Here is a 24,866-nt window from a genome sequence, read left to right on the forward strand (position 1 = left end):
ATCTGGTAAGACCAGTTTGCGATAGCGCAAATCGCATGGAACGATCTGCCACGCCACGAGCCACGCTCCCAGCCATGAACCTGCTCTACGACGAAGCCATCGACGGCCCGCTGCCCGACATCGACCGCCCGGCGCTGATCCAAGCGCTGCGCGAGGCCGCGCCGGGCGTCGCCCTGCTGCACGAAGCCGAACAGCTGCGCCCCTATGAATGCGACGGGCTCTCGGCCTATCGCACCGTGCCGCTGCTGGTCGTACTGCCCGAAACCGCGGAGCAGGTGCAGGCGATCCTGCGCTGCTGTCATCGCTTTCAGGTTCCCGTGGTCGCACGCGGCGCCGGCACCGGCTTGTCGGGCGGCGCACTGCCGCTCGCCAAAGGCGTGCTGCTCTCGCTCGCCAAACTCAAGCGCATCCTCGAAGTCGATCCGGTGAGCTGCATCGCGCGCGTGCAGCCCGGCGTGCGCAATCTCGCGATCTCGGAGGCCGCGGCTCCGCACGGCCTGTACTACGCGCCCGATCCGTCCTCGCAGATCGCCTGCACGATCGGCGGCAACGTCGCCGAGAATGCTGGCGGTGTGCATTGCCTCAAGTACGGGCTCACCGTGCACAACGTGCTGCGCGTCGACATCATCACGATGGACGGCGAGCGGCTGACGCTCGGCAGCGAGGCGCTCGATAGTCCGGGCCTCGATCTGCTCGCCTTGTTCGTCGGGTCCGAAGGCCTGCTCGGCGTGGTCGTCGAAGTCACCGTCAAGCTGCTGCCCAAGCCCGAAGTCGCCAAGGTGCTGCTCGCGAGCTTCGACGATGTAGCCAAAGCCGGTCGCGCGGTATCGGACATCATCGCCGCGGGCGTCATTCCGGGCGGCCTCGAAATGATGGACAACCTGTCGATTCGCGCGGCCGAGGATTTCATCCACGCCGGCTATCCGGTCGACGCGGCCGCGATCCTGCTCTGCGAACTCGACGGCGTCGAAGCCGACGTCGCCGCCGATTGCGAGCGCGTGCGCGCGGTGCTCGTCGACGCGGGTGCGATCGATTGCCGGCTAGCGCGCGACGAGACCGAGCGCAAGCAGTTCTGGGCCGGACGCAAGAACGCATTCCCGGCGGTCGGACGCATCTCGCCCGACTACTACTGCATGGACGGCACGATCCCGAAGCGCGCGCTGCCGATGGTGCTCGAAAAGATCGGCGAGCTCTCGGAGCACTACGGACTACGCGTCGCCAACGTGTTTCATGCGGGCGACGGCAACATGCATCCGCTGATCCTGTTCGACGCGAACCAGCCCGGCGAACTCGAACGCGCCGAGGAGATCGGCGGCAAGATCCTCGAGCTCTGCGTCGACGTCGGCGGCAGCATCACCGGCGAGCACGGCGTGGGCCGCGAGAAGATCAACCAGATGTGCACGCAGTTCAATCACGACGAGCTCGAGACCTTCCACGCCGTGAAGTTCGCGTTCGATCCGGATGCACTGCTGAATCCCGGCAAGAACGTACCGACGCTCGCACGCTGCGCCGAATTCGGACGCCTGCACGTGCATCACGGCCAGCTGCCGCATCCTCACCTGGAGCGCTTCTGATGGGCGATTCCAGCGACCGCAGCGAATCGCTGCAGGAACAGGTGCGCGCCGCCATCGCCGACGACACGCCGTTGCGCATCAAAGGCGGCGACAGCAAGGCGTTTCTCGGTCGGCGCGTCGAAGGCCGCGTGCTCGATACGCGCGAGCATTGCGGCATCGTGCACTACGATCCGACCGAACTCGTGCTGACCGCGCGCGCCGGTACGCCTTTGAGTGAAATCGAAGCCGCGCTCGCGCAGCGCAAGCAGATGCTGCCCTGCGAACCTCCGCATTTCGGCGATCACGCGACTTTCGGCGGAGCGGTCGCTGCGGGTCTGTCGGGACCGCGCAGGCCGTGGTCCGGAGCCGTGCGCGATTTCGTGCTCGGCTGCCGGCTCATCGACGGCCACGCGCGGCATCTGCGCTTCGGCGGCGAGGTCATGAAGAACGTCGCCGGCTACGATCTGTCGCGCCTGATGGCCGGCAGTTTCGGCACGCTCGCGCTGTTGACCGAAGTGTCGATCAAAGTGCTGCCGCGCCCGCTGCATACGATCACGCTCAAGCTCGATCTCGACGTCGCCGAATCGCTGCGACGCCTCGCCGGCTGGGCCAGCGAACCGCTGCCGATTTCGGGCGCGAGCCACGATGGCACTGCGCTGATGCTGCGACTCGAAGGCGGTCACGGCTCGGTCGAAGCGTCCGCCGCGAGGCTCGGCGGCGAGATCGCCGATGGACAATTCTGGTCGGCGCTGCGCGATCACGAGCTGCCGTTCTTCGCTGGCGAGCAGGCGCTCTGGCGGCTGTCGCTGCCGCCGCACAAACAGCTGCCGCAGAACCTGCCCGGCAAGATGCTGATCGATTGGGCCGGCGCGCAGATCTGGCTGCGCAGCGATGCCGATGCGGCGTTGATTCGCGAGCGCACGGCCGCCGTCGGCGGCCATGCGACGCGCTGGCGCGGCGCAACCGACATCGACAGCCCGTTCCATCCGCTGCCTGCGCCACTGCTCGCGCTGCAGCAGCGCCTCAAAGCACAACTCGATCCGCAGGGCCTGTTCAATCCGGGCCGTCTCTATTCGGGACTCTGAACCATGCAAACCCGACTGGATTCCGTCGCCCTGCAGCTGCCGCGCGCGGCCGAGGCTGAAAGCATTCTGCGCAGCTGCGTGCACTGCGGCTTCTGCAACGCCACCTGCCCGACGTATCAGCTGCTCGGCGACGAGCTCGATGGGCCGCGTGGGCGCATATACCAGATCAAGCAGATGCTCGAAGGCGGCGAGGTCACGCGCGAAACGCAGCTGCATCTCGACCGTTGCCTGACCTGCCGCAACTGCGAGACCACCTGCCCGTCGGGCGTGCGCTATCACTCGCTGCTCGACATCGGACGCGAGGAAATCGCGCGTCGAGTGCCGCGCACGCCGGGCGAAAAGCTGCTGCGCGGAAGCCTGCGCAGGCTCATGACGCGGCCCGCGCTGTTCGGCTTCCTGCTCCGCATCGGCCGGCTGTTCCGTCCGCTGTTGCCGGCCATTCTTCGCGACAAGGTTCCCGCGCATCCGGTTTCGCCGGGCAAGCGCCCGATCGCGCAACACACGCGCAAAATGCTCATGCTCGAAGGCTGCGTGCAGCCGAGCCTGTCGCCGAACACCAATGCCGCGACCGCGCGCGTGCTCGACAAGCTAGGCATTCAAGTGCAGCCAATCAGTGGCGTGCGCTGCTGCGGCGCGGTCGACTATCACCTCGACGCGCAGGATGATGGCCTGGATCACGCGCGCCGCAACATCGACGCCTGGTGGCCCGCGATCGAAGCGGGCGCCGAGGCGATCGTGCAGACCGCGAGCGGCTGCGGCGCTTTCGTGAAGGATTATGGGCATCTGCTCGAACGCGATCCGGCTTACGCGGCCAAGGCGAGAACCATCAGCGCGCTCGCGCTCGATCTCGTCGAAGTGCTGCGCAGGGAGCCGCTCGAAAAGCTGCGTTCGCCCGAGGCCGGCGACGACAAGCTCGCGTTTCATTGCCCCTGCACTTTGCAGCATGCACAGAAGCTCGGCGGAGCGGTCGAGGACGCGCTCAAGCGACTCGGCTTTCCGCTGACCAGCGTGCCCGATGCGCATCTGTGCTGCGGCTCCGCGGGCACCTATTCGATCACGCAGCCCGAGCTGTCGAAGCAGTTGCGCGACAACAAGCTCGCTGCGCTGCAAAGCGGCGATCCGCAGCAGATCGTCACCGCCAACATCGGCTGCCAGACACATCTGGCCGCCGCATCGAAAGTTCCCGTGCGGCACTGGATCGAGATCGTCGACCAGTCGCTGCGCGGCTGAGCCTTCATCGAACCCCAAAGGAAGAAAAGCATGCCTGTCCTGACCACCCGACCCGTGCTGACCGCCGCCGACGTCGAGCGCATCGCCTCCGCCGCTCGCGAGGAAGCGCTGCGCAACGACTGGAAGGTCAGCATCGCCATCGTCGACGAAGGCGGGCACCCGCTGGCTTTGCAACGCCTCGACGGCTGCGCGCCGGTGGGCGCCTACATCGCGATGGAAAAAGCACGCAGCGCGGCGCTCGGTCGCCGCGAAACCAAGGCCTACGAAGACATGATCAACGGCGGACGCACGGCCTTCGTCGCGATCGCGGACATCAGTCGCGGCCTGCTCGAAGGCGGCGTTCCGCTGATCGTCGACGGTGACTGCATCGGCGCGGTCGGCGTTTCGGGCGTCAAGGCCGAGCAGGACGCGCAGGTCGCACGCGCCGGTACCGCGGCCATTCTTTAGGTTTTAGCTGCGCCGACCGCGCGCGCGCAGAATTCCACGATTCCTTCGATCAATGCCTTGCTGGCCTCGCGCTTGGCGTTCGGCGTGATCGGCCGGACCAGCGCCTCGGTGAACGCGCCGACGATGCAGGCCGCGCCGACGTCGATCGACTGCGTCGGCAGCACTTTGGCGGCGATGCCTTCGCGTAGCAGCTGCTTGAACACTTCGCCGAAGCGCTCGCGGCAGATCAGGCGTGCGGCCTCGACTTCGAGATCGGCCGGTTCGGCGATGAACGCGTAGGCCAGATTCGGCCCTTCCACCGCGCGACTCGCGAACGAGCGCACCGCCGCGCGCAGGCGCGTGCCGACGTCGCCCTTGCCGTCGACGATCTTCTGCAGGATCGCCACCTCGTAGTCCACCGCGCTGTTGAGCACCTCGACGAACAGATCCGCTTTCGCCGGAAAGTAGCGATAGATCGCGCCCGTCGACAGCCCCGCGCGCGCCGCGACCGCGGTGATCGAGGCCTGGCGAAAACCGCCTTCGGCGACCAGGGCGCGCGCCGACTTGAGGATGCGCAAGCGGTTGTCAGCCAACCTTTCCTCCATCAGCGACGAACGGCGATACGACATTCGGGCTCCTTTCAAAGAGATGAATTTGTGAACCAATATTTCTTTCGTGAATTGTAATTCACTTTTTTACAGGGCGCGCCTAGAATGCGTCTCCCGGGCCCGACGCCTAGAACATTTCCGCCTGGAGGAGACCCCAATGTCCCTGAGTGCCTTCAACTTCGACCTGGGCGCCGACATCGACGCCCTGCGCGACGCGGTGCGCGAGTTCGCGCAGCGTGAGATTGCGCCGATCGCGGCGCAGACCGATCGCGACAATGCGTTTCCGAACGCGCTATGGCCCAAGCTCGGCGAACTCGGCGTGCTCGGCCTGACCGCGCCCGAGGCTTACGGCGGAACGCCGATGGGCTATCTCGCTCACGTCATCGCGATGGAGGAAATCTCGCGCGCTTCTGGCTCGATCGGCCTGTCCTACGGCGCGCATTCGAACCTCTGCGTGAACCAGCTGACCAAGAACGGCAACGAGGCACAGAAGCAGAAGTACCTGCCCAAGCTCATCAGCGGCGAGCACATCGGCGCGCTCGCGATGAGCGAGCCGGGCGCCGGTTCGGACGTCGTCAGCATGAAGCTGCGCGCCGACAAGAAAGGCGATCGCTACGTGCTCAACGGCAACAAGATGTGGATCACCAACGGGCCCGACGCGAACACGCTGATCGTTTACGCCAAGACCGACATTAGCGCCGGTCCGCGTGGCATCACCGCGTTCATCATCGAAAAGAGCTTCAAGGGTTTCTCGACCGCGCAGAAGCTCGACAAGCTCGGCATGCGCGGCAGCAACACCTGCGAGCTCGTGTTCCAGGACTGCGAGGTGCCCGAGGAAAACGTGCTCGGCGCCGTCGGCCGCGGCGTCAACGTGCTGATGTCGGGCCTCGACTACGAGCGCGTGGTGCTGTCGGGCGGGCCGCTCGGCCTGATGGCCGCCTGCCTCGACGTGGTGCTGCCCTACGTGCACGAGCGCAAGCAGTTCGGCCAGAGCATCGGCGAGTTCCAGCTCATGCAGGCCAAGCTCGCCGACATGTACGTGGGCTTCAACGCCTGTCGCGCCTACGTCTACGCGGTCGCCAAGGCTTGCGATCGCGGCGAGACCACGCGCAAGGACGCGGCCGGCGCAATCCTGTATTCGGCCGAGAAAGCGACCTGGATGGCCGGACAGGCGATCCAGGCGCTCGGCGGCAACGGCTACATCAACGAATTCCCCACGGGTCGAATCTGGCGTGACGCGAAGCTCTACGAAATCGGCGCGGGCACCTCGGAGATTCGTCGCATGCTGATCGGTCGCGAACTGTTCGGAGAAACCGCCTGATGGCCGTGATCCAGTCCAAGCTGCGCACCGGCAGCGACGAGTTCAAGGCCAACAGCGCGGCCTTGCGCACGCTCGTCGACGAACTGCGCGAAAAGACCGCGCAGGCCGCGCTTGGTGGCAGTGAAAGCGCGCGTGCCAAGCACACAGCGCGCGGCAAGCTGCTAGTACGCGATCGCATCGACGCGCTGCTCGATCCGGGCTCGCCGTTCCTCGAGTTCTCGCCGCTCGCCGCGCACGGCATGTACGGCGGCGAAGTGCCGAGCGCCGGCGCGGTCGGCGGCATCGGCCGCATCAACGGACGCGAGTGCGTGATCGTCGCCAACGACGCCACGGTCAAGGGCGGAACCTATTATCCGATCACGGTGAAGAAGCATCTTCGGGCGCAGGAAATCGCGCTCGAGAATCGCCTGCCCTGCGTGTATCTGGTCGACTCGGGCGGCGCGTTCCTGCCGCTGCAGGACGAGGTGTTCCCGGACAAGGAACACTTCGGCCGCATCTTCTACAACCAGGCCAATCTGTCGGCGCAGGGCATTCCGCAGATCGCCTGCGTGATGGGCTCGTGCACGGCCGGCGGCGCCTACGTTCCGGCGATGTCGGACGAAACCGTGATCGTCAAGAACCAGGGCACGATCTTCCTCGGCGGCCCTCCGCTCGTGAAGGCAGCGACCGGCGAAGTGGTCAGCGCCGAAGACCTCGGCGGCGGCGACGTGCACACGCGCATTTCGGGCGTGGCGGATCACCTGGCCGAGAACGATCATCACGCGCTCGCCACCGTGCGCCGCATCGTCGGCAATCTCGGCCCGCGCACGTACTCGCTGCAGGCGCAATCGTTCGAGCAGCCGCTCTACGATCCCGAAGAAATCTACGGCGTGATTCCGGCCGACACGCGTAAGCCCTACGACGTGCGCGAGGTGATCGCGCGCATCGTCGACGGCTCGCGCTTCGACGAGTTCAAGGCGCGCTTCGGCACCACGCTGGTGACGGGCTTCGCGCATATTCACGGCTATCCGATTGGCATCGTCGCCAACAACGGCGTGCTGTTCTCGGAATCCGCGCAGAAGGCCGCGCACTTCATCGAACTGTGCGCGCAGCGCGGCATTCCGTTGCTGTTCTTGCAGAACATCACCGGCTTCATGGTCGGCCGCAAGTACGAGAACGAAGGCATCGCGCGTCACGGCGCGAAGATGGTCACGGCCGTCGCGACCGCGCAGGTTCCGAAGTTCACCGTGCTGATCGGCGGATCGTACGGCGCCGGCAACTACGGCATGTGCGGACGCGCGTATTCGCCGCGCTTTCTGTGGACCTGGCCGAACTCGAAAATCTCGGTCATGGGCGGCGAACAGGCCGCGAGCGTGCTCGCCACCGTGCGTCGCGACGGGATCGAGGCGCAGGGCAAAAGCTGGAGCGCCGAAGAAGAAGAGAAGTTCAAGGCACCGACGCGCTCGCAATTCGATGCGCAAGGCAGCTGCTACTACGCGACCGCGCGACTCTGGGACGACGGCATCGTCGATCCGGCGCAGACCCGGCGCATGCTTGCGCTCGGTCTCGCTGCCGCCGCCAACGCTCCGATGCGCGAAACGCGCTTCGGTGTCTTCCGCATGTGAGCCGCGCATGAGCACGCCCAACACTTCTTTGTTCACCAAGATCCTGATCGCCAATCGCGGCGAGATCGCCTGCCGCATCATCGGCACCTGCCGACGTCTCGGCATTCGCACGGTCGCCGTGTATTCCGAGGCCGATGCGCAGGCGCGTCACGTGCGGCTCGCGGACGAAGCCTATTGCGTCGGCCCCGCGGCCTCGCGCGAAAGCTATTTGCGCATCGAAAACATCATCGACGCCGCCAAGCGCTCGGGCGCGCAGGCGATCCATCCGGGCTATGGCTTTTTGTCCGAGAACGAAGCCTTCGCCAAGGCTTGCGCCGAAGCCGGCATCGTCTTCGTCGGTCCGCCGGTCGAGAGCATTCGCGCGATGGGCAGCAAGTCCGCGGCCAAATCGCTCATGGAGCGCGCCAAGGTTCCGCTCGTGCCGGGCTATCACGGCGACGATCAGGATCCCGCGCTGCTGCAGAAGGAGGCCGATCGCATCGGCTATCCAGTGCTCATCAAGGCCTCGGCCGGCGGTGGCGGCAAGGGCATGCGCGTGGTCAATGCGAGCGCCGATTTCGCTGCCGCGCTCGCCTCGTGTCAGCGCGAGGCGCGCGCGAGCTTCGGCGACGATCGCGTGCTGATCGAGAAGTACTTGCAGCAGCCGCGACACATCGAGATTCAGGTGTTCGCCGACAGCCAAGGCAACACCATCAGCCTGCACGAGCGCGATTGCTCGGCGCAGCGCCGCCACCAGAAAGTCATCGAAGAAGCGCCCGCGCCCAGCATGAGCACGGCGCAGCGCGAAGCCATGGGCCGCGCGGCCTGCGATGCGGCGCGCGCGGTCGGCTACGTCGGCGCCGGTACCGTCGAGTTCATCGCAGAAGGTCACCATGATTCGGGCCGCTCCGACTTCTACTTCATGGAGATGAACACGCGCCTGCAGGTCGAGCATCCGGTCACCGAGATGATCACCGGGCTCGATCTCGTCGAATGGCAGCTGCGCGTCGCGGCCGGCGAACCGCTGCCGCTCACGCAGAAGCAGGTTCCGCTCAACGGGCATTCGATCGAAGTGCGCGTCTACGCCGAGGAGCCAGAAAAAGGCTTTCTGCCGTCGATCGGCAGGCTCGCGTATTTCTCGGCGCCGCAGACCTCGGCGCACGTGCGACTCGACAGCGGCGTCGAACAGGGCGACGAGATCACGCCGCATTACGATCCGATGCTCGCCAAGCTCATCGTCTGGGATCGCACGCGCGAAGCCGCGATCGAACGCATGCTCGGCGCGCTCGCGCAGCTGCGCGTGGTCGGCGTCGGGCACAACATTGCCTTCCTGTCGAAGCTCATCGACCATCCGCTGTTCCGTGAAGGCCGCGTCGACACGGGTTTGATCGAGCGCGAACGCGAGGCGCTGATTCCGCCGGCCGGCAGCTTGCCGCACGAGGTTTTCGAAGTCGCCGCGCTCGCGCAGCTCGCCTTCGAGCGCGATGCGGCGAGCAGCCGCGAAACGGCGTCGCCGTGGGCGATCGCCGACGGCTGGCGCATCAACGGTGCTCAGAGCCGCCGGCTCTCGTTCGCGAGCGGCGAGCAGAGCGTGCAGATCGACGTGCGTTACGCGGGCGATGGCTATCGCATCGGCAGCGAGCCCGCGCGTGTCACGCGCCTGTCCGAGCAGCGGCTGCGCATCGCGATCGGCGATCGGCGCATCGACGCCGACGCACTGCGGCTCGGCGATCAGCTGCATCTGTTCCTGCGCGAGCGCCAGTACGTGATCGACGTACTCGATCCGCTCGCGCACGCCGGTGAATCCGACGAGGCGCAAGGCGGACTCACCGCGCCGATGCCCGGCAAGATCATCGCCCTGCTCGTCGAGCCCGGCGCGAGCATCGCCAAGGGCGATGCCCTGCTCGTGATGGAGGCGATGAAGATGGAGCTGACCGTCTCCGCGCCGAGCGCCGGCAAGCTCGCGAGCTATCTGTGCGCGGTCGGCGAGCAGGTCAAGGAAGGCTCGGCGCTCGTCGAGATCACCGCCGAATAAGGCGGTCGCGCGCGGTGCTCGGAGGCTTCACTCGAAGCCTTCGAGCACGATCTTGCCGCGCGCCTGGTGGCTTTCGATCAGCGCGTGCGCGCGCCGCAGATTCTGCGCATCGATGCGTCCGTAGTGCTCGCCGAGCGTGGTCTTGAGCGTGCCCGCATCGATGAGCTTGGCGACACGATCGAGCAGCTCGTGCTGGCGGATCATGTCGTCGGTCTCGAACAGCGGGCGCGTGAACATGAGCTCCCAGTGCAGTGAGATCGACTTGCGCTTGAGCGGCATGATGTCGATCGGCGTGGTGGGATCGTCGATCAGCGCGAGCTTTCCCTGCGGAGCGAGCGCTTCGACGATCTGCGCGTAGTGCGCATCGGTATGCGTGAGGCTCGCGACGTAGTGCACAGGACCGATGCCGAGGCGATCGAGCTCCTGCTTGAGCGGACGCGAATGGTCGATGACCTCGTGCGCGCCGAGCTCGCGCACCCATTGCTGGGTTTCCTCGCGCGAGGCGGTGCCGATCACCGTGAGCTTGGTCAGCTGTCGCGCGAGCTGCACGAGCATCGAGCCGACGCCGCCCGCCGCGCCGATCACGAGCAGCTTGCGGCCCTCGCCGCCGCCTTCGGCGATGCCGAGACGATCGAACAGCAGCTCCCAGGCGGTGATCGAGGTCAGCGGCAGCGCCGCGGCCTGCGCGTCGGGCAGCGAGGCCGGTTTGTGGCCGGCGATGCGCTCGTCGACGAGCCCGTATTCGGCGTAGCTGCCGGGCCGTGCGATCGAACCGGCGTAATAGACCTCGTCGCCGGGCTTGAACAGGCTCACCCGCTCACCGACTTCGACGACCGAGCCGACCGCGTCCCAGCCGAGGATGCGCGGGCTGTCGGTGGCCGCATTGCGGCGGACCTTGGTGTCGACCGGGTTCACCGAGACCGCGCGAATCTTCACGAGCAGGTCGCGCGGCCCTGGTGTCGGGCGCGGCAACTCGATCTCGTGCAGGGCCTGCGGATCTTCGATCGGCAGACCGTTTTGGGTGTAGACGATGGCTTTCATGGCGAACTCTCGTGAGCTGGAACAGGCGGCCATGCTGCGCCCGTCCATTGCTGCGAAAAACCCGCAGAATCGGACATCACTTTCACTTCCAGAAAGAAAATGATCCGCCTCGACGACCTGACCCTGTTCGTGCGCACGGCCGCGCTCGGCAGCTTTTCGAACGCGGCCCGCGAGGCCGATCTGCTGCCGGCCCAGGTCAGCGCCGCGATCCAGCGCCTGGAACGTGAACTCGACATCCGGCTGTTCGCGCGTTCGACGCGCAGCCTGCGACTGACCGCCGAGGGCGAGCGCTACCTGCCGCACGCGCAGCAGGCGCTGGCCCAGCTGCGCGAGGGCCGCGATAGCCTGCAGGCGCAATCGGGCGCGCTGCGAGGCGTCCTGCAGCTCGCCGCGCCGTCGGATTTCGGCCGCAACGTGCTGCTGCCCTGGCTCGCCGAGCTGCGCGGCGCGCATCCGCAGCTGAGCCTGCGGCTGCAGCTGTCGGACCAGGTCACCAACCTGTTCCGCGATCCGGTCGACGTCGCGATCCGCTACGGGCGCATCGAGGATGCGAGCTACGTCGCGCTGCCGCTGGCGCCGGACAACCGCCGCGTGCTGGTGGCCTCGCCCGACTATCTGCAACGCCGCGGTCACCCACAGTCACTCGACGACCTGCGCTCCCACGACGGCCTGCTCTGGGGACTCGACGGCCGGCTCTACGACAAATGGATATTTCCACTCGAAGGCGGCCGCCGGCAGACGGTGACGATGAAGGCCGCGCTGGCCTGCGACGACGCCGACGTCGCGCGTCGCTGGGCCGTCGCCGGCCAGGGCATCGCCTACAAGTCCTGGCTCGACGTCTGCGCCGACGTGCGCGCCGGCCGGCTCGAAGTGCTGTTGCCGGAGGTCCCGACCGAGCCGACGCCGCTGAGCCTGGTCTGCCCGCACCGCAGGCAGTTCCTGCCGGCGATCCGCGAACTGCATGCGCTGCTGCGCAAGCGTTGCGCTGAACTCGGAATGCCTTAGGGCCTGTTAACAGGCCTAGTTCACGGCCTCGCCGCCGATCTGCGCCACGCGCAGCAGGTTCGTATGCCCGGGCGCCCCGAACGGCATGCCGGCCGCGATGACCACGCTCTGGCCGTGGCGCGCGAAGCCTTCCTCGGACGCGGTCCAGCTCGCGAAGTTGGTCATCTCGGTCACGCTCGCGACGTCGGGCGTGATGACCGGATGGATGCCCCAGACCAATGTGAGCCGGTGCGCGGTCTCGATGCGCGGCGTCATGCCGATGATCGGCGCCTCCGGGCGCTCGCGCGCGACGCGCAGGGCCGAGTAGCCCGAGCTCGTGTAGGTCACTACCGCCGCGGCCTTGAGCCGGCCCGCGATCGTGCAGACGGCCTCGCCGATCGCGCCGGCGATGTCGGCCTGCGGCGGCGTGTGGGCGGCGTCGATCACTTCACGGTAGTAGGGGTCGGATTCGGTCTGCGCGATGATGCGGTCCATCATGCGCACCGCCTCGACCGGATACTGGCCGGCGGCCGATTCGGCCGACAGCATCACCGCATCGGCGCCGTCGTAGATCGCGGTGGCGACGTCGGAGGCCTCGGCGCGCGTCGGCACCGGCGCCGAGATCATCGACTCGAGCATCTGGGTGGCGACGATCACCGGCCGCCCGAGCCGCCGGCAGCTGCGCACGATGCGCTTCTGGATAGCCGGCACGTGCTCGGCCGGCATTTCGACGCCGAGGTCGCCGCGCGCCACCATGACCGCGTCGGTGGCCGCGACGATGGCCTCGAGCTGGCCGATCGCCGCGGGTTTCTCGAGCTTGGCGACGATGCCCGCGCGGCCCTGCACGATGGCCTGGATCTCCTCGATGTCCTCGGGCCGCTGCACGAACGACAGCGCCACCCAGTCGACGCCGAGCTCGAGCCCGAAATCGAGGTCGCGGCGATCCTTTTCGGTCAGCGCCGAAATCGGCAAGGTCACGCCCGGCACGTTGACGCCCTTGCGCTCCGACAGCGCGCCGCCGGTGATCACGCGGGTCTGCGCGTGCAGGGCGTCGAAACGCTCGACACGCAGGCGGATGCGGCCGTCGTCGAGCAGCAGGTCGGTGCCCTCGGTCAGCGCGGCGAAGATCTCGGGGTGCGGTAGGGCGACGCGGCTGCTGTCGCCGGCGACTTCACGGCGCAGGTCGAGCGAAAAGGGCTGGCCGGGCTCGAGCCTGATCGGCCCGGCCGCGAACGTGCCGATGCGCAGCTTCGGGCCCTGCAGATCCATCAGGATGCCGATCGGCCGCCCGATCTCGCGCTCGATCTCGCGGATCAGCTCGAAACGGGCCCGATGATCCTCGTGCGAGCCGTGGCTGAAATTGAGGCGGAACACGTCCGCGCCAGCCCGGAACAGGGCTTCGATGGTCTCGCGGTCCTTGCTGGCAGGGCCCAGCGTGGCGACGATCTTGGCGTTGCGTTGACGGCGCATGCGAACTCCTGGGTCTGGGCGACCATCATACGAGAGCCGCCCCGCACCCAAGCCGTCCCCGCGATTCGACCTATGTGTGATTATTAATCGAACTTTGTGTTTTACCGATCGCGTCGATTGATAAATTCAAACCGCATAAAGCGAACTTTCCATAGCCTTAGCACTCTATGATCCCGACTGCTAGCATTGCCTCACACGGTAATGCTCTGGGTAGCAGCCGTCCTAATGGAGTAAGTCATGACGCAATCCACCGCCCTGAGTCTGCGCGCCAACACCGGCGCCGCTCTGATGCCGCTGTCGGGCAGCCTGGAGTCGTACATCCAGTCGGTCTCGCGCATCCCGGTGCTGGACGCCGAAGAAGAATCCCGCCTCGCTCATCGCCTGCACGACGAGCAGGATCTGCCCGCCGCGCAGAAACTCGTGTTCTCGAACCTGCGCTTCGTGGTCCACATCGCCCGTGGCTACATGGGCTACGGCCTGCAGCTCGCCGACCTGATCCAGGAAGGCAACGTCGGCCTCATGAAGGCGGTCAAGCGCTTCGATCCGAACGTCGGCGTGCGCCTGATCAGCTTCGCGGTGCACTGGATCAAGGCCGAGATTCACGAGTTCATCCTCAAGAACTGGCGCATCGTGAAGATCGCCACGACCAAGGCCCAGCGCAAGCTGTTCTTCAACCTGCGCTCGGCCAAGCAGCGCCTGGGCTGGATGAACCAGTCCGAGGTCGAGGCGATCGCCAAGGATCTCAAGGTCAAGCCCGAAGAGGTCATGCAGATGGAATCGCGCCTCGGCGGGCACGACGTGTCCTTCAGCATGACGTCCGACGACAGCGAAGAATCGAGCTACGTGCCGGAAGACTATCTGGCGACCGAAGACTCGACCTACGCCGAGATCGAGGACGCCGGCTGGAACGAGCGCCGCGAGACCACCATGCGCAATGCGCTGGCCAAGCTCGACGACCGCGCCAAGAGCATCCTGATGCGCCGCTGGCTGTCGGAAGACGGCCAGAAGGCCGGCCTGCAGGAACTCGCGGACGAGTACGGCGTGTCGGCCGAACGCATCCGCCAGATCGAAGCCGCGGCGATGAAGAAGCTGCGCAAGGCCATCGAGGCGCTGCCGGCCTGAGCTTCTGCTTCTCATGCTGGTTGAATGAAAAGACCCGCTTCGGCGGGTCTTTTCGTTTCTGCCTATTCGACTGCGAAAGTCAGCGGTTGTAGAGCCGCGCGAGCGCCGCGAGCTGCTGCGTGCGTCCGGCCTCGAGCTGGCTCCAATCGAAGCGCCAGCACCAGTTGTCGTCGGCCAGCGTGCCGGGCGTGTTCATGCGGTTGCCTTGGCCGAGGCTCAGCACGTCCTGCATCGGAATGATCGCGAGCTGCGCACACGAGGCGTAGATCGCGCGGATCAGCGGGTCCGGCATCGGCGCCGGGTCGGGCAGATAGCGCTGCACGAGCGGCAGGCTGGCTTCGTCGAGCGCCTCGAACCATTCGAGCGTCACCGCGTTGTCGTGCGTGCCCGTGTAGGCCACCGAATCGACGGTGTAGTTGTGCGGCAGATGCAGGTTGGCCGGGTCGCCGTCGAAGCCGAACTGCATCACGCGCATGCCCGGCAGGCCGAAGCGCCTGCGCAGTTCATCGACTTCGGGCGTGATCTCGCCGAGATCCTCGGCCACCAGTGGCAGGGCGCCGAGCTTTTCGGCGACCGCCCTCAGCAATTCCTCGCCAGGCGATTTCACCCAGCTGCCGTTGACCGCGGTGGTGTCGCCGGCCGGAATCTCCCAACAGGCTTCGAGGCCGCGAAAGTGATCGATGCGCAGCAGGTCGAACAGCTCGCGCTGACGGGCCAGCCGGTGCAGCCACCAGTCGTAGCCCTGTTTCCGGTGCTCGGGCCAGCGATACAGCGGGTTGCCCCAGAGCTGGCCGGTCTTGGAGAAATAATCGGGCGGCACGCCCGCGACGACGGTCGGCTCGCCGGCCTCGTCGAGCTTCCAGAGCGTCGGCCGCGCCCAGACGTCGGCGCTGTGATGGGCGACGAAGATCGGCAGGTCGCCGAACAGGTAGAGCCCGCGATCGTTGGCGTAGGCGCGCAGATCGGTCCATTGCATCGCGAAGATGAATTGCTGGAAGCGCTCGAACTCGCAGCGCTCGGCGACCGCTTCGATCGCGCGCTTGTAGGCCGCGCCCTTGCGGTCGCGCACCGCTTCGGGCCATGCGGTCCAGCTGCTCTTGAATTGCGCGTCGAAGGCGACGAAGCGCACGTAATCGTCGAGCCAGTACGCGGCCTCGCGGCAGAAGCGGCGATAGCGTTCGAGCCAATCGGCGCTGGCGGTTTCGAAGAACTTCGCGTGCGCCTGACGCAGACAATCCGCGCGATGCGCGCGCGCCTCGGCGCGGCCCAGCCCGCGTTCGTAATCGGCCAGCCAGCCGCGATCGACGAGCCAGTCGAGGCTGATCAGCAGCGGGTTACCGGCATTCGCCGAGGTGCTGTAGTACGGCGAGCCGTCGTCGTGCGTCGGATTGAGCGGCAGCACCTGCCAGATCGAGAAGCCCGCGCGCACGGCGAAATCGACGAAGCGATAGGCGTCGTGGCTGAAGTCACCGTTGCCGAGCGGCCCGGGCAGCGAGGTGATGTGCGCGAGCACGCCGGCTCGGCGCCTGGCCAGCGGATTGGTCGGCGCCGTTGCGGCCGGCGCAGCTTTGAGCGTCATCGGAAGTCCTTTTCCCAAGTCCTAGTTCGCACGCATCACGCCGCCGGCGGCCGGGTCGCCCTGGCCGTGACTCAGCACGGCGGCGAGTTCGGCCGGCGGCGGCTCGCCGAGCATTTCGTAGAGCCGGCGCAGGTGCAGGCGGTAGAGCGATTCGAAATCGCTGACCGCGCGATCGGGGTTGTAGTCGCCGAGCCACCAGAACCAGTCCGAGCCTTCGCAGACCGCGAGCTGGCGATCGATCGCCGTGAGCTCGTCCGGCGACAGGCGTTTGCTCGCGACCACGCGGTCGTAGGCGCTCTTGGCATGCACGAGCAGATCCCAGCCGCGGTTCTTGTCGGCACTGCCGATCCAGGTCGAAAACGTGCCGTAAACCCAGCTGCCGGCCGTGAGCTTGGGCAAGTGCGCAAGGCTCGCCTGCTCGGCCAGCGCCTCGGACATCGTCACGAGCCTGAGTTGTGGATGCGCGGCGATGCGCGCATACAGCGTCGACAGCAGCCAGTACGCGTTGTGCGGATAGAACTCCCAGGCGTTCTCGCCATCGAGATAGATCAGCAGCAGTCCGCCAGGGGTCTGCCAGGCGCGGCTTTCGAGGCGCTTGAGCAGGTGCGTGACTGCGTCGTCCGCATGCCAGGTCTGGTACTGGAAGCCCACCGCGTCGGAGAGCTCGTCGTCGCGGAACACGCAGGCCAGCGGGTTGTCACCGAACTGCACGGGCGCGTTCGCGGGCGCCGTGCGCAGGCCGGCGTTGAGCACGCTGTGATGCAGCACGTTGCCGCCCGATGCAGTCCAGGTGAACCCGAATTCCGGCAGCAGCTTGAGCGTCGCCTCGGAAATGGAACCTTCGGACGGCCAGCAGCCCTTGGGTCGAAAGCCGAAGCAGCGTTCGAACACCTGCAGCCCGCGTTCGAAGTGCCAGCGCGCGCGCTCGATGCCGCCCGGATACTGCGCAGCGGCAGCCGGCAGCGGCGCACCCGGCATCGCCTCGTGCGCCGATTGCAGATCGAGCAGCAGCGGCACGATCGGATGGCCGTACGGCGTGGTCGTGAGCTCCACGCGCCCGCTTTCGGCGAGCTTGCGGTAGCGCGGAATGATGCCGGCGGTGATCTCGCCGATCAGCGCGAGCAGTTCGCGACGCTGCTGCAGCGTGTAACCGCGGCCCTGCTCGGTGAGCTGCTGCACGAAGGCATTGTCGCGACGGATCGTTTCGCCCATCCAGGCCAGGTGCAGCCAGGTCAGCAGGTCGGCGATGTAGGCATCGGACAGGTAGGCCGCGAACTCGGGCTCCTGCTCGAGGCGTTCGGCGATTTTCGCAAGTGCCGCGTAAGGCTCCCAGCGCGCGATCAGGCGCTCCTTGTGCGAGCGCAGGCCGGCCTGGATCAGTGCGAGGCGCGCGGTCGCATCGGGCGGATAGTGTTCGGCGACGAGCGCTTCGAGCAGCGGCTCCTTGAGTTCGGCGCCGTGGGCGAGGAAACCGGCGATCGTCTGCGCGCGCGCTTCGAGCTGTTCGAGCAACAGCGGAGCGAAGTTGACGACGCCGCGAGCCGACTCGTCGGCCTCGAAATGCGCCGCCATGTCGGCGTAGTCCTTGATCGCGTGCAGATAGGTCCACGGCAGCGCCGAGACGCCCGTCGCGGGGTCGCGATACTCGGGCTGGTGCATGTGCCAGCCCACCACCACGCGCAAACGGTCGTCGCTCATTCAGTCGCTCGATGTGCCGGTCGGAACACACAGCATACCCAAGCGAATCTGAACCGCTATACGTCGTTCGCGTGCATTTTTCGGCAGGCGTAACAGCGCCCGAAACGAGCCCTAGAACAGCCGCACGTAGTGATCGACGAGCAGGAACGTGAACAGGCCCATCAGGTACACGATCGAGTAGCCGAAGGTGCGCATCGGCAGGCCCGGCACGGGCGAGAACTTGAGTCGCCAAGCGTAGTACAGGAATACGCCGCCCAGGCCCAGAGCGCCGATCAGGTACAGCAGCCCGCTCATGCCGGTCACGAACGGCAGGATCGTCACGACGACGAGCAGCACCGTGTAGAGCAGCACCTGCGTGCGCGTGAACTCGATGCCATGCGTGACCGGCAGCATCGGCACGCCAGCCTTGGCGTATTCGTCGCGGCGCTCGATCGCGAGCGCCCAGAAATGCGGCGGCGTCCAGATGAAGATGATCAGGAACAGGATCAGCGAATGCGCATGCAGCTCGCCGGTCGCGGCGACCCAGCCGAGCACGGGCGGCGCAGCGCCCGCGGCGCCGCCGATGACGATGTTCTGCGGTGTCGCGCGCTTCAGATACAACGTGTAGATGCCCGCGTAGCCGACCAGCGTGAACTGCGTGAGCACGGCCGTGAGCGGGTTGACGAGAAACCACAGCACGACGAAGCCCGCGAGTCCGATCACGGTCGCGAACGCGATCGACTCGGTCATGCCGAGACGGCCGGTGACGAGCGGACGGCCGCAGGTGCGCGCCATGTTGGCGTCGATGTTGCGGTCGATGATCTGGTTGATCGCGGCGGCCGAAGCGGCCTGCAGCGTGATACCGAGCGTGCCCCAGACCAGCGCCGCGATCGGCGGCAGGCCCGGCACCGCGAGGAACATGCCGATGATCGCGGTGAACACGATCAGCATGACCACGCGCGGCTTGCAGAGCTCGTAGTACTCGTGGAGCAGCGAGCTGGGGTGTTCGGCGGCGGACGTCATATCGGAGCTCCGCATGTCAGCGCGGCGGCGCCTGGCGCAGGCGCACGTTGAGCGCCAGTAGCGTGCTCAGCAGCAGCGCGGCACCGGCGTTGTGCGCGGTGGCCAGCGGCAGCGGCAGCTGGAACAGTACCGTGGTGATGCCGAGCGTGATCTGCAGCGCGAGCACCGCGAGCACGGCCTGGCCGAAATGCTTCCAGACGCTTTCGCGACAGCGCAGCAGCGCCACCGCGAGCAGCAGCAGGAACAAGCTCACCACGAGCGCGCCGACACGATGCGCCCAGTGAATCGTCACGCGCGCTCGCGCATCGAGAATGCCGTGCTCGTAGTTGATGCCGAGCCCGTGCCAGAGCGTGAACGCGGTCTTGAAATCGGTCTCGGGCACGAGCCGGTAATGGCAGGTCGGAAAATCCGGACAGGCCAGTGCCGCGTAATTGGTACTCGTCCAGCCGCCGAGGAAAATCTGCAGCGCGACGAGGATCAGGCCGATGGTGGCGACGCCGATCAGCGGGCGCGGTGCCTTGGCGCTGCCGTGCGCGCGCCCGGACAGCCACAGGCCCAGCAGCAGCGACAGCGTGGTCAGGCCGCCGATCAGATGGCCCGTGACCACGAGCGGCTTGAGCAGCAGCGTGACCGTCCACATGCCGAGCAGGCCCTGGAACACGACGAGCCCGACGAGCACCCAAGGCAGCTTTTTCGGCGCGCCCTTGATGCGTGTGCTCATGAGCGCGAGCGCGACGATCAGGAAACCCAGCGTCGAGGCCAGGTAGCGGTGGATCATTTCCTTCCAGGCCTTGTGCGCCTCGACCGGACGCTCCGGGAAGGCCTGCTCGGCCTGGGCGACGTCGTGATCGGCCTCCGGAACGCCGACGTGCCCGTAGCAGCCCGGCCAGTCCGGGCAACCGAGGCCGGCGTCCGACAGGCGCACGAAGGCGCCGAACACCACCACGACGAAGCACAGCAGCACGGCGGTGAGATTGATGCGGCGGAACCAGAGCATGGACGGTGACGTGTGAGGTGACGCGGACGCGGCGGGCGGCATTCTAGTCGTCCATCAACCGAGGCGGGACAGCTTGAGCAGCTTGTTGATGTCTTTTTGCATGCCCTTGAAGTCGGCCTGCACGCCGTGGCCGCCCGGATACAGCATCAGGTAGTTGCCGACCGGATCGACCAGGAACAGCGCCTCGGCATCGGTGGAACCGAAGAAGCGACGCGCCTCAAGCAGATCGGCCATCGCATGCCAGCTCACGTCGGGCTGCTCGGCCGCCAGGCGCGATTGCAGGGCCGCGAGGCCGGCCGCGTCATTGCTGAGCACCACGCGCAGCAGGCGTTCGCGCTCGGCCGCGAGGGCGGTGCGCATCTGCCGCGTGGTGACCAGGCGATCGGTGCAGACCTGGTCGCAGCTGCCGTCGACGAGCTGGATCAGCAGCCATTTGCCGCGCAGCGCTTCGGTGGTGGAGGCGCTGCCATCGGGCTCGGTCAGCGACCAGTTCGGCAGCTGCAACGGTGGGTTCACGAGCTGGCCGTAATTGGTCGTGCCGGTCGGCCGGGCATCCGGAAAGTAGAAATACAGTGACCAGGCCGCGACGAACGGGGCGAAGAACAGCAGGGCGAGCAGCACGAACTGCGTGCGGCCGGTGAGGCGCGAGCGAGGGCCGGCGGTGGGCGGAGCAGCGTTCATGCGTCAGGACTTCTCGGAATGCGTTTGAGGTTGAGCTTCACGAACAGGAACAGCAAAGTCGCCGCGAAGGCGTACCACTGGGCCGCGTAGGCGTAATGCCGCTGCGGCGGAAAACCGGTGCTCACGCGCCAGTCGCGCACATAGCCGTCGGCCGCGTCGGCCTGCAACAGCAGCACGCCGGGCAACACGGCCTCGCCGAGCAGGCAGCGAAAATCCTTCACCTCCGGATACTGCAGCACGCGCGGCCAGGCATCGCCTGCGCAGTTGTCGACGGCCAGTCGCAAGCCGGGCCGGGCCGGTTCGCGCCACAGACCGGCGACCTGCCGAAGCTGTTCGCCGACCGCGATATCCGGCAGCTGGCTACGGCTCGCCGTCTGCGGCACCCAGCCACGGTTGACGATGACGATGGCGCCGTCGTCGAGTCGAAGCGGGGTCAGCACATGATACCCCGGGCGACCTTCGTAGCCTTCATTGTCGAGCAGCAGCTGGTGCGCGCTGTCGTAGCGGCCTTCGGCGCGGGCGTGCAGGGCACTGTCCTTCTGCGCGGCCTCGCTGCTGCGCGACAGCGCCGTCGGCGCCTGTTGCTGGGCCTCGTCGAGCGTCTGCTGCAAGGCGATCTTGCGGAGCCCGCGATCGAGCTGCCAGGTTCCGAGCGCGATCAGCAGGGCCAGGCACGGCAGCAGGCCGATCCAGGCCCACAGCGGCGGGCGAAACTGCAGTCGGCTGGCGGGAGCGGCACTCATCGGACGGTCGGGCGGCCTTCAGTATGAGACGGCGAGCATGCGGGCATTAGCAGCGATCGAGAACGGCGATACCATGCGCCGCTCAGTCTGGACCGCCTTGGACAACATATGGTCGTCAACGGCTTCATCGTCATCTTCCTGATCGCGATCATCGTCGCCCTGCTCGCCGGCGGCTACTTCGTCGTGCGCGACCCGAGCACCAAGCGCCGCGCGCTGTGGGCCCTGATCTGGCGCGTCGGGCTGCAGGCCCTGCTGCTGATCTTCCTCGTGCTCGCCTTCTTCCTCGGCTGGATCAAGCCGCATGGGGTCGGCGGCTGAGGCAACGAAACGCCGATTCGAATCCGTACAGCAAAAAGGCCCGCTGAGCGGGCCTTTTTGCTGACCACGTCGTCGATCGATCAGACGATGTAGACGAAGATGAACAGGCCGATCCAGACCACGTCCACGAAGTGCCAGTACCAGGCCACGCCTTCGAAGCCGAAGTGGCTGTCGGGCTTGAAGTGGCCGAGCATCAGGCGGATCGCGATGATCGCGAGCATCAGCGTGCCGAGCGTCACGTGGAAGCCGTGGAAGCCCGTGAGCATGAAGAAGGTGGAACCGTAGACGCCCGACGTGAGCTTGAGATTGAGCTCGTGGTAGGCGTGGATGTACTCGCTGGCCTGGAAGTACAGGAACAGCGAACCCAGTGCGACCGTCACCCACATCCAGATGATGCAGGACAGGCGGTGGTTCTCCTTGAGGTCGTGGTGCGCCTTCTCGAGCGTCATGCCCGAGGTGATCAGCAGCACGGTGTTCACGAACGGCAGGCCCCAGGCGCCAACCGTCTCGAACTTGCCGCCGACTGCGGCCGGGCCGTTGGTCGGCCAGGTGTTTTCGAAGCCGGGCCACAGCGTCAGGTGCGTGGCGATCTTGGCGCCCTCGCCCGAGAGCCACGGCACCGACATTTCGCGCGTGTACCAGAGAGCGCCGAAGAAGGCGGCGAAGAACATGACCTCGGAGAAGATGAACCAGGCCATGCCCATGCGATAGGTGCGATCGACCTGCGCGTTGTACGCACCGCTCTCACTCTCGAGGCAGATGCCGCGCACCCAGCGGAAGATGATGTAGATGGCCAGCGCCGAGCCGATCCACACCGGCAGCATGCCGACGTGCTGCTCTTCGAGATAGCCCCAGACGCCGATGATGACGGCCACCAGGGCCGCGGTCAGGATGAACGGCCAGGCCGTGGGCTCCGGAACGAAATAGTGACTCTTGTCCGGTGCGTGATCGTGGGTTGCGGCTGGCGTCGCCATGGGTCTCTCTCAAACCTCGTGCTAGCTGTTGGGTGATGCCGACGCGCTCTTTGCAGCGGTCTGCGTCACGTCAAAAAAAGTATACGACAGGGTCACCGTATCCACTTCCGGCGGTAACTCCGGATCAATCACGAAGCGCACCGGCATCTCCTTCGCTTCCCCGGCCTTGAACGGCTGGTTGTTGAAGCAGAAGCACTCCGACTTGCGCAGATGCCGTGCGGCGGCGGTGGGCGCCACGTTCGGAACCGCCTGGGCCACGATGTCGTGATCCTCGGTGTTGCGAGCGTGGAACATCACCGTCGAGAACTCGCCCGGATGCACCTCGACCTGTGCCTGTTCCGAACGAAACTCCCAATTGCGACCGCCGTTCACGGTGGTCACGAACTGCACCTTCACGAGCCGCGTCTTGTCGACCGCGGCCCCACCGCTTTCACTGACCGCCTCGGTCGACACCTTGCCGTTGAGGCCGATGATCGTGCACAGCGCGTTGTACAGCGGCACCGTCGCGTAGCCGAAACCGAACATGCCGGCGACCACGCCGGCCATGATCAAGGCCGTGCGGCGTACCGATTTGCGGCCCTGGTCCGTGGCGCTCATGCCGCTCAGCGCCGGGTCTGCGCGTAGACGAAGCCGGCCAGCACGACGATCACGAGCAGCACGTGCACCAGCGCGAGAATCACGTTGCGCCGGGCCCGCTTGCGATCAGCTTCCATTGCACTCATTCAAGCGTGGCGCGATCAGTGATGACCGGCGTGCGCGTGGGTGGTGTCGTGCAGGTTCTGCGTTTCGGCGTCACCGACGTGCGGCGGATCGACGAAGGTGTGATACGGAGCCGGCGACGGCACCGTCCACTCGAGGCCGTGCGCGCCTTCCCAGACGCGGTCCGTCGCCTTGGTGCCCTTCTTGAACATGCACTTGAGCATGTTGCCGATGAAGATGAACTGGGCGAAGAAGAACACGAAAGCGCCGACCGTGGAAATCTGGTTGAAGTCGGTGAACTGCACGGCGTAGTCCGGAACGCGGCGCTGCATGCCGGCCAGACCCGAGAAGTGCTGCGGGAAGAAGGTCACGTTGATCGCGATCGCCGACAGCCAGAAGTGCAGCTTGCCGAGCGTTTCGTTGTACATGCGGCCGGTCCACTTCGGAATCCAGTAGTAGACGCCCGCGAGGATCGAGAACACCGCGCCAGGCACCAGCACGTAGTGGAAGTGCGCGACCACGAAGTAGGTATCGTGGTACTGGAAATCGACCGGCGCGACCGCGAGCATCAGGCCCGAGAAGCCGCCGATCGAGAACAGGAACACGAAGGCGACGGCGAACAGCATCGGGGTCTCGAAGGTCATCGAGCCCTTCCACATCGTCGCCACCCAGTTGAACACCTTCACGCCGGTCGGCACCGCGATCAGCATGGTGCTGAACATGAAGAACAGCTCGCCGGCCAGCGGCATGCCGACCGTGAACATGTGGTGCGCCCAGACGATGAACGACAGGAACGCGATCGACGCGGTGGCATAGACCATCGAGTCGTAGCCGAACAGCGTCTTGCGCGCGAAGGTCGGGATGATCGTCGAGACCACGCCGAAGGCCGGCAGGATCAGGATGTACACCTCGGGGTGGCCGAAGAACCAGAACACATGCTGGAACAGGACCGGGTCACCACCGCCCGAAGCCGTGAAGAAGCTCGTGCCGAAGTACTTGTCGGTCAGCAGCATCGTGACCGCGCCGGCGAGCACCGGCATCGTCGCGATCAGCAGGTAGGCGGTGATCAGCCAGGTCCAGCAGAACAGCGGCATCTTGAGCAGCGTCATGCCGGGGGCGCGCATGTTCAGGATCGTCACGGCGACGTTGATGGCGCCCGTGATCGAGCTGATACCCATCAAGTGCACGGCGAAGATCAGGAACGGGAAGCCTTCGCCCATCTGCAGCACGAGCGGCGGATACATGGTCCAGCCGCCGGCCGGGCCGCCGGAGGGCATGAACAGGGTCGACAGCAGCAGCGCGAACGCGAACGGCAGGATCCAGAAGCCCCAGTTGTTGATGCGCGGCAGCGCCAGGTCGGAGCAGCCGATCTGCATCGGCACCATCCAGTTCGCCAGGCCCGTGAAGGCCGGCATCACGCCGCCGAAGATCATCACGAGCGCGTGCAGCGTGGTCATCGAGTTGAAGAACTCGGGATGCACGAACTGCATGCCGGGCGTGAACAGCTCGGCGCGGATCACCAGCGACATCAGGCCGCCGATGAAGAACATGATGAACGCGAACACCAGGTACAGCGTGCCCAGGTCCTTGTGGTTGGTGGTCTTGATCCAGCGCATGATCCCCTTCTCGGGGCCGTGGTGCGCGTGATCGTCGTGGTGGGCGTGATCGGTGTGAGCCATGCGAAAACTCCGAAAAACTCTATCGACTGCTATCTGTT

22 protein-coding genes are annotated in these 24,866 nt (G+C 66.3%); 10 read left to right on the forward strand and 12 right to left on the reverse strand.

Translation table 11 applies throughout. The features are described from left to right. Window positions 1-74 precede the first annotated feature (74 nt). From glcD to AC3WUM_RS06790, 4 genes are read left to right on the forward strand one after another with little or no spacing between them, the layout of a single operon-like run. Complete coding sequence (gene glcD, locus AC3WUM_RS06775) at window positions 75-1,574, forward strand: glycolate oxidase subunit GlcD (protein WP_492409438.1); 1,500 nt, start codon at window positions 75-77, stop codon at window positions 1,572-1,574. Continuing rightward, window positions 1,574-2,638, forward strand: a complete 1,065-nt coding sequence (glcE, locus tag AC3WUM_RS06780) for a glycolate oxidase subunit GlcE (protein WP_492409439.1) — start codon at window positions 1,574-1,576, stop codon at window positions 2,636-2,638. Before glcD ends, glcE begins: the two co-directional genes overlap by 1 nt. Before the next feature lie 3 nt (window positions 2,639-2,641). Then, complete coding sequence (glcF, locus tag AC3WUM_RS06785; RefSeq protein WP_492409440.1) at window positions 2,642-3,868, forward strand: glycolate oxidase subunit GlcF; 1,227 nt, start codon at window positions 2,642-2,644, stop codon at window positions 3,866-3,868. A 39-nt stretch (window positions 3,869-3,907) separates the two neighbouring features. After that, window positions 3,908-4,315 carry a GlcG/HbpS family heme-binding protein gene (locus AC3WUM_RS06790; protein WP_492409563.1) on the forward strand — a complete coding sequence of 136 codons (408 nt, stop codon included), beginning with the start codon at window positions 3,908-3,910 and terminating at the stop codon, window positions 4,313-4,315. On the opposite strand, the gene AC3WUM_RS06795 is transcribed toward AC3WUM_RS06790, so the two are convergent. Next, window positions 4,312-4,923, reverse strand: coding sequence for a TetR/AcrR family transcriptional regulator (locus AC3WUM_RS06795; RefSeq protein ID WP_492409441.1), 612 nt, complete (start codon window positions 4,921-4,923; stop codon window positions 4,312-4,314). The genes AC3WUM_RS06790 and AC3WUM_RS06795 overlap by 4 nt on opposite strands. A gap of 136 nt (window positions 4,924-5,059) precedes the next feature. On the opposite strand from AC3WUM_RS06795, the gene AC3WUM_RS06800 reads away from it, so the two are divergent. From AC3WUM_RS06800 to AC3WUM_RS06810, 3 genes are read left to right on the forward strand one after another with little or no spacing between them, the layout of a single operon-like run. Continuing rightward, a complete protein-coding gene (locus AC3WUM_RS06800; RefSeq protein ID WP_492409442.1) occupies window positions 5,060-6,223 on the forward strand; it encodes an isovaleryl-CoA dehydrogenase in 1,164 nt (387 codons plus the stop codon). Continuing rightward, window positions 6,223-7,827: a carboxyl transferase domain-containing protein gene (locus tag AC3WUM_RS06805; RefSeq protein ID WP_492409443.1), complete on the forward strand. Its 1,605-nt coding sequence runs from the start codon at window positions 6,223-6,225 to the stop codon at window positions 7,825-7,827. Before AC3WUM_RS06800 ends, AC3WUM_RS06805 begins: the two co-directional genes overlap by 1 nt. Window positions 7,828-7,855: 28 nt before the next feature. Next, complete coding sequence (locus tag AC3WUM_RS06810; protein ID WP_492409565.1) at window positions 7,856-9,841, forward strand: acetyl/propionyl/methylcrotonyl-CoA carboxylase subunit alpha; 1,986 nt, start codon at window positions 7,856-7,858, stop codon at window positions 9,839-9,841. A 27-nt stretch (window positions 9,842-9,868) separates the two neighbouring features. Here AC3WUM_RS06810 and AC3WUM_RS06815 read toward each other — a convergent pair whose 3' ends face one another. Continuing rightward, window positions 9,869-10,882, reverse strand: a complete 1,014-nt coding sequence (locus tag AC3WUM_RS06815) for a zinc-binding alcohol dehydrogenase family protein (RefSeq protein WP_492409444.1) — start codon at window positions 10,880-10,882, stop codon at window positions 9,869-9,871. 99 nt (window positions 10,883-10,981) lie between these two features. Here AC3WUM_RS06815 and AC3WUM_RS06820 point away from each other — a divergent pair, with 99 nt between their 5' ends. Beyond that, on the forward strand, window positions 10,982-11,887 hold the full coding sequence (locus AC3WUM_RS06820) for a LysR family transcriptional regulator (RefSeq protein WP_492409445.1): 906 nt from the start codon (window positions 10,982-10,984) through the stop codon (window positions 11,885-11,887). Window positions 11,888-11,902: 15 nt separating this feature from the next. On the opposite strand, the gene pyk is transcribed toward AC3WUM_RS06820, so the two are convergent. After that, window positions 11,903-13,336 (reverse strand): pyruvate kinase, encoded by a 1,434-nt coding sequence (pyk, locus tag AC3WUM_RS06825; RefSeq protein ID WP_492409446.1) that lies wholly within the window; start codon window positions 13,334-13,336, stop codon window positions 11,903-11,905. Window positions 13,337-13,573: 237 nt separating this feature from the next. Between pyk and rpoH the strand changes: the two genes are divergently transcribed. Further along, the gene (rpoH, locus tag AC3WUM_RS06830; protein WP_492409447.1) at window positions 13,574-14,458 is read left to right on the forward strand and encodes an RNA polymerase sigma factor RpoH; all 885 of its coding nucleotides are present in this window, start codon (window positions 13,574-13,576) and stop codon (window positions 14,456-14,458) included. A 79-nt stretch (window positions 14,459-14,537) separates the two neighbouring features. On the opposite strand, the gene malQ is transcribed toward rpoH, so the two are convergent. The 6 genes from malQ to AC3WUM_RS06860 form a co-directional block, all read right to left on the reverse strand. Continuing rightward, window positions 14,538-16,037 (reverse strand): 4-alpha-glucanotransferase, encoded by a 1,500-nt coding sequence (gene malQ / locus AC3WUM_RS06835; protein ID WP_492409448.1) that lies wholly within the window; start codon window positions 16,035-16,037, stop codon window positions 14,538-14,540. A 21-nt stretch (window positions 16,038-16,058) separates the two neighbouring features. Beyond that, window positions 16,059-17,735, reverse strand: a complete 1,677-nt coding sequence (locus AC3WUM_RS06840; RefSeq protein ID WP_492409449.1) for a glycoside hydrolase family 57 protein — start codon at window positions 17,733-17,735, stop codon at window positions 16,059-16,061. A gap of 111 nt (window positions 17,736-17,846) precedes the next feature. After that, window positions 17,847-18,737, reverse strand: a complete 891-nt coding sequence (gene cyoE, locus AC3WUM_RS06845) for a heme o synthase (protein ID WP_492409450.1) — start codon at window positions 18,735-18,737, stop codon at window positions 17,847-17,849. A gap of 16 nt (window positions 18,738-18,753) precedes the next feature. Continuing rightward, complete coding sequence (locus AC3WUM_RS06850; RefSeq protein WP_492409451.1) at window positions 18,754-19,734, reverse strand: COX15/CtaA family protein; 981 nt, start codon at window positions 19,732-19,734, stop codon at window positions 18,754-18,756. 54 nt (window positions 19,735-19,788) lie between these two features. Beyond that, window positions 19,789-20,415, reverse strand: a complete 627-nt coding sequence (locus AC3WUM_RS06855; RefSeq protein ID WP_492409452.1) for a redox-active disulfide-containing membrane protein — start codon at window positions 20,413-20,415, stop codon at window positions 19,789-19,791. Then, entirely contained in the window at window positions 20,412-21,158 is a 747-nt protein-coding gene (locus tag AC3WUM_RS06860; RefSeq protein ID WP_492409453.1) for an SURF1 family protein, read from the reverse strand. Before AC3WUM_RS06860 ends, AC3WUM_RS06855 begins: the two co-directional genes overlap by 4 nt. Before the next feature lie 108 nt (window positions 21,159-21,266). On the opposite strand from AC3WUM_RS06860, the gene AC3WUM_RS06865 reads away from it, so the two are divergent. Continuing rightward, window positions 21,267-21,476 (forward strand): DUF2909 domain-containing protein, encoded by a 210-nt coding sequence (locus AC3WUM_RS06865; RefSeq protein ID WP_492409454.1) that lies wholly within the window; start codon window positions 21,267-21,269, stop codon window positions 21,474-21,476. 80 nt (window positions 21,477-21,556) lie between these two features. Here AC3WUM_RS06865 and AC3WUM_RS06870 read toward each other — a convergent pair whose 3' ends face one another. The 3 genes from AC3WUM_RS06870 to ctaD form a co-directional block, all read right to left on the reverse strand. After that, a complete protein-coding gene (locus tag AC3WUM_RS06870; protein ID WP_492409455.1) occupies window positions 21,557-22,450 on the reverse strand; it encodes a cytochrome c oxidase subunit 3 in 894 nt (297 codons plus the stop codon). A gap of 21 nt (window positions 22,451-22,471) precedes the next feature. Continuing rightward, window positions 22,472-23,047, reverse strand: coding sequence for a cytochrome c oxidase assembly protein (locus AC3WUM_RS06875; protein ID WP_492409456.1), 576 nt, complete (start codon window positions 23,045-23,047; stop codon window positions 22,472-22,474). Window positions 23,048-23,187: 140 nt separating this feature from the next. Continuing rightward, window positions 23,188-24,828 (reverse strand): cytochrome c oxidase subunit I, encoded by a 1,641-nt coding sequence (gene ctaD / locus AC3WUM_RS06880; protein ID WP_492409457.1) that lies wholly within the window; start codon window positions 24,826-24,828, stop codon window positions 23,188-23,190. Window positions 24,829-24,866 lie beyond the last annotated feature (38 nt).

Source organism: Hydrocarboniphaga sp. FW305-C-57 (assembly GCF_058783045.1).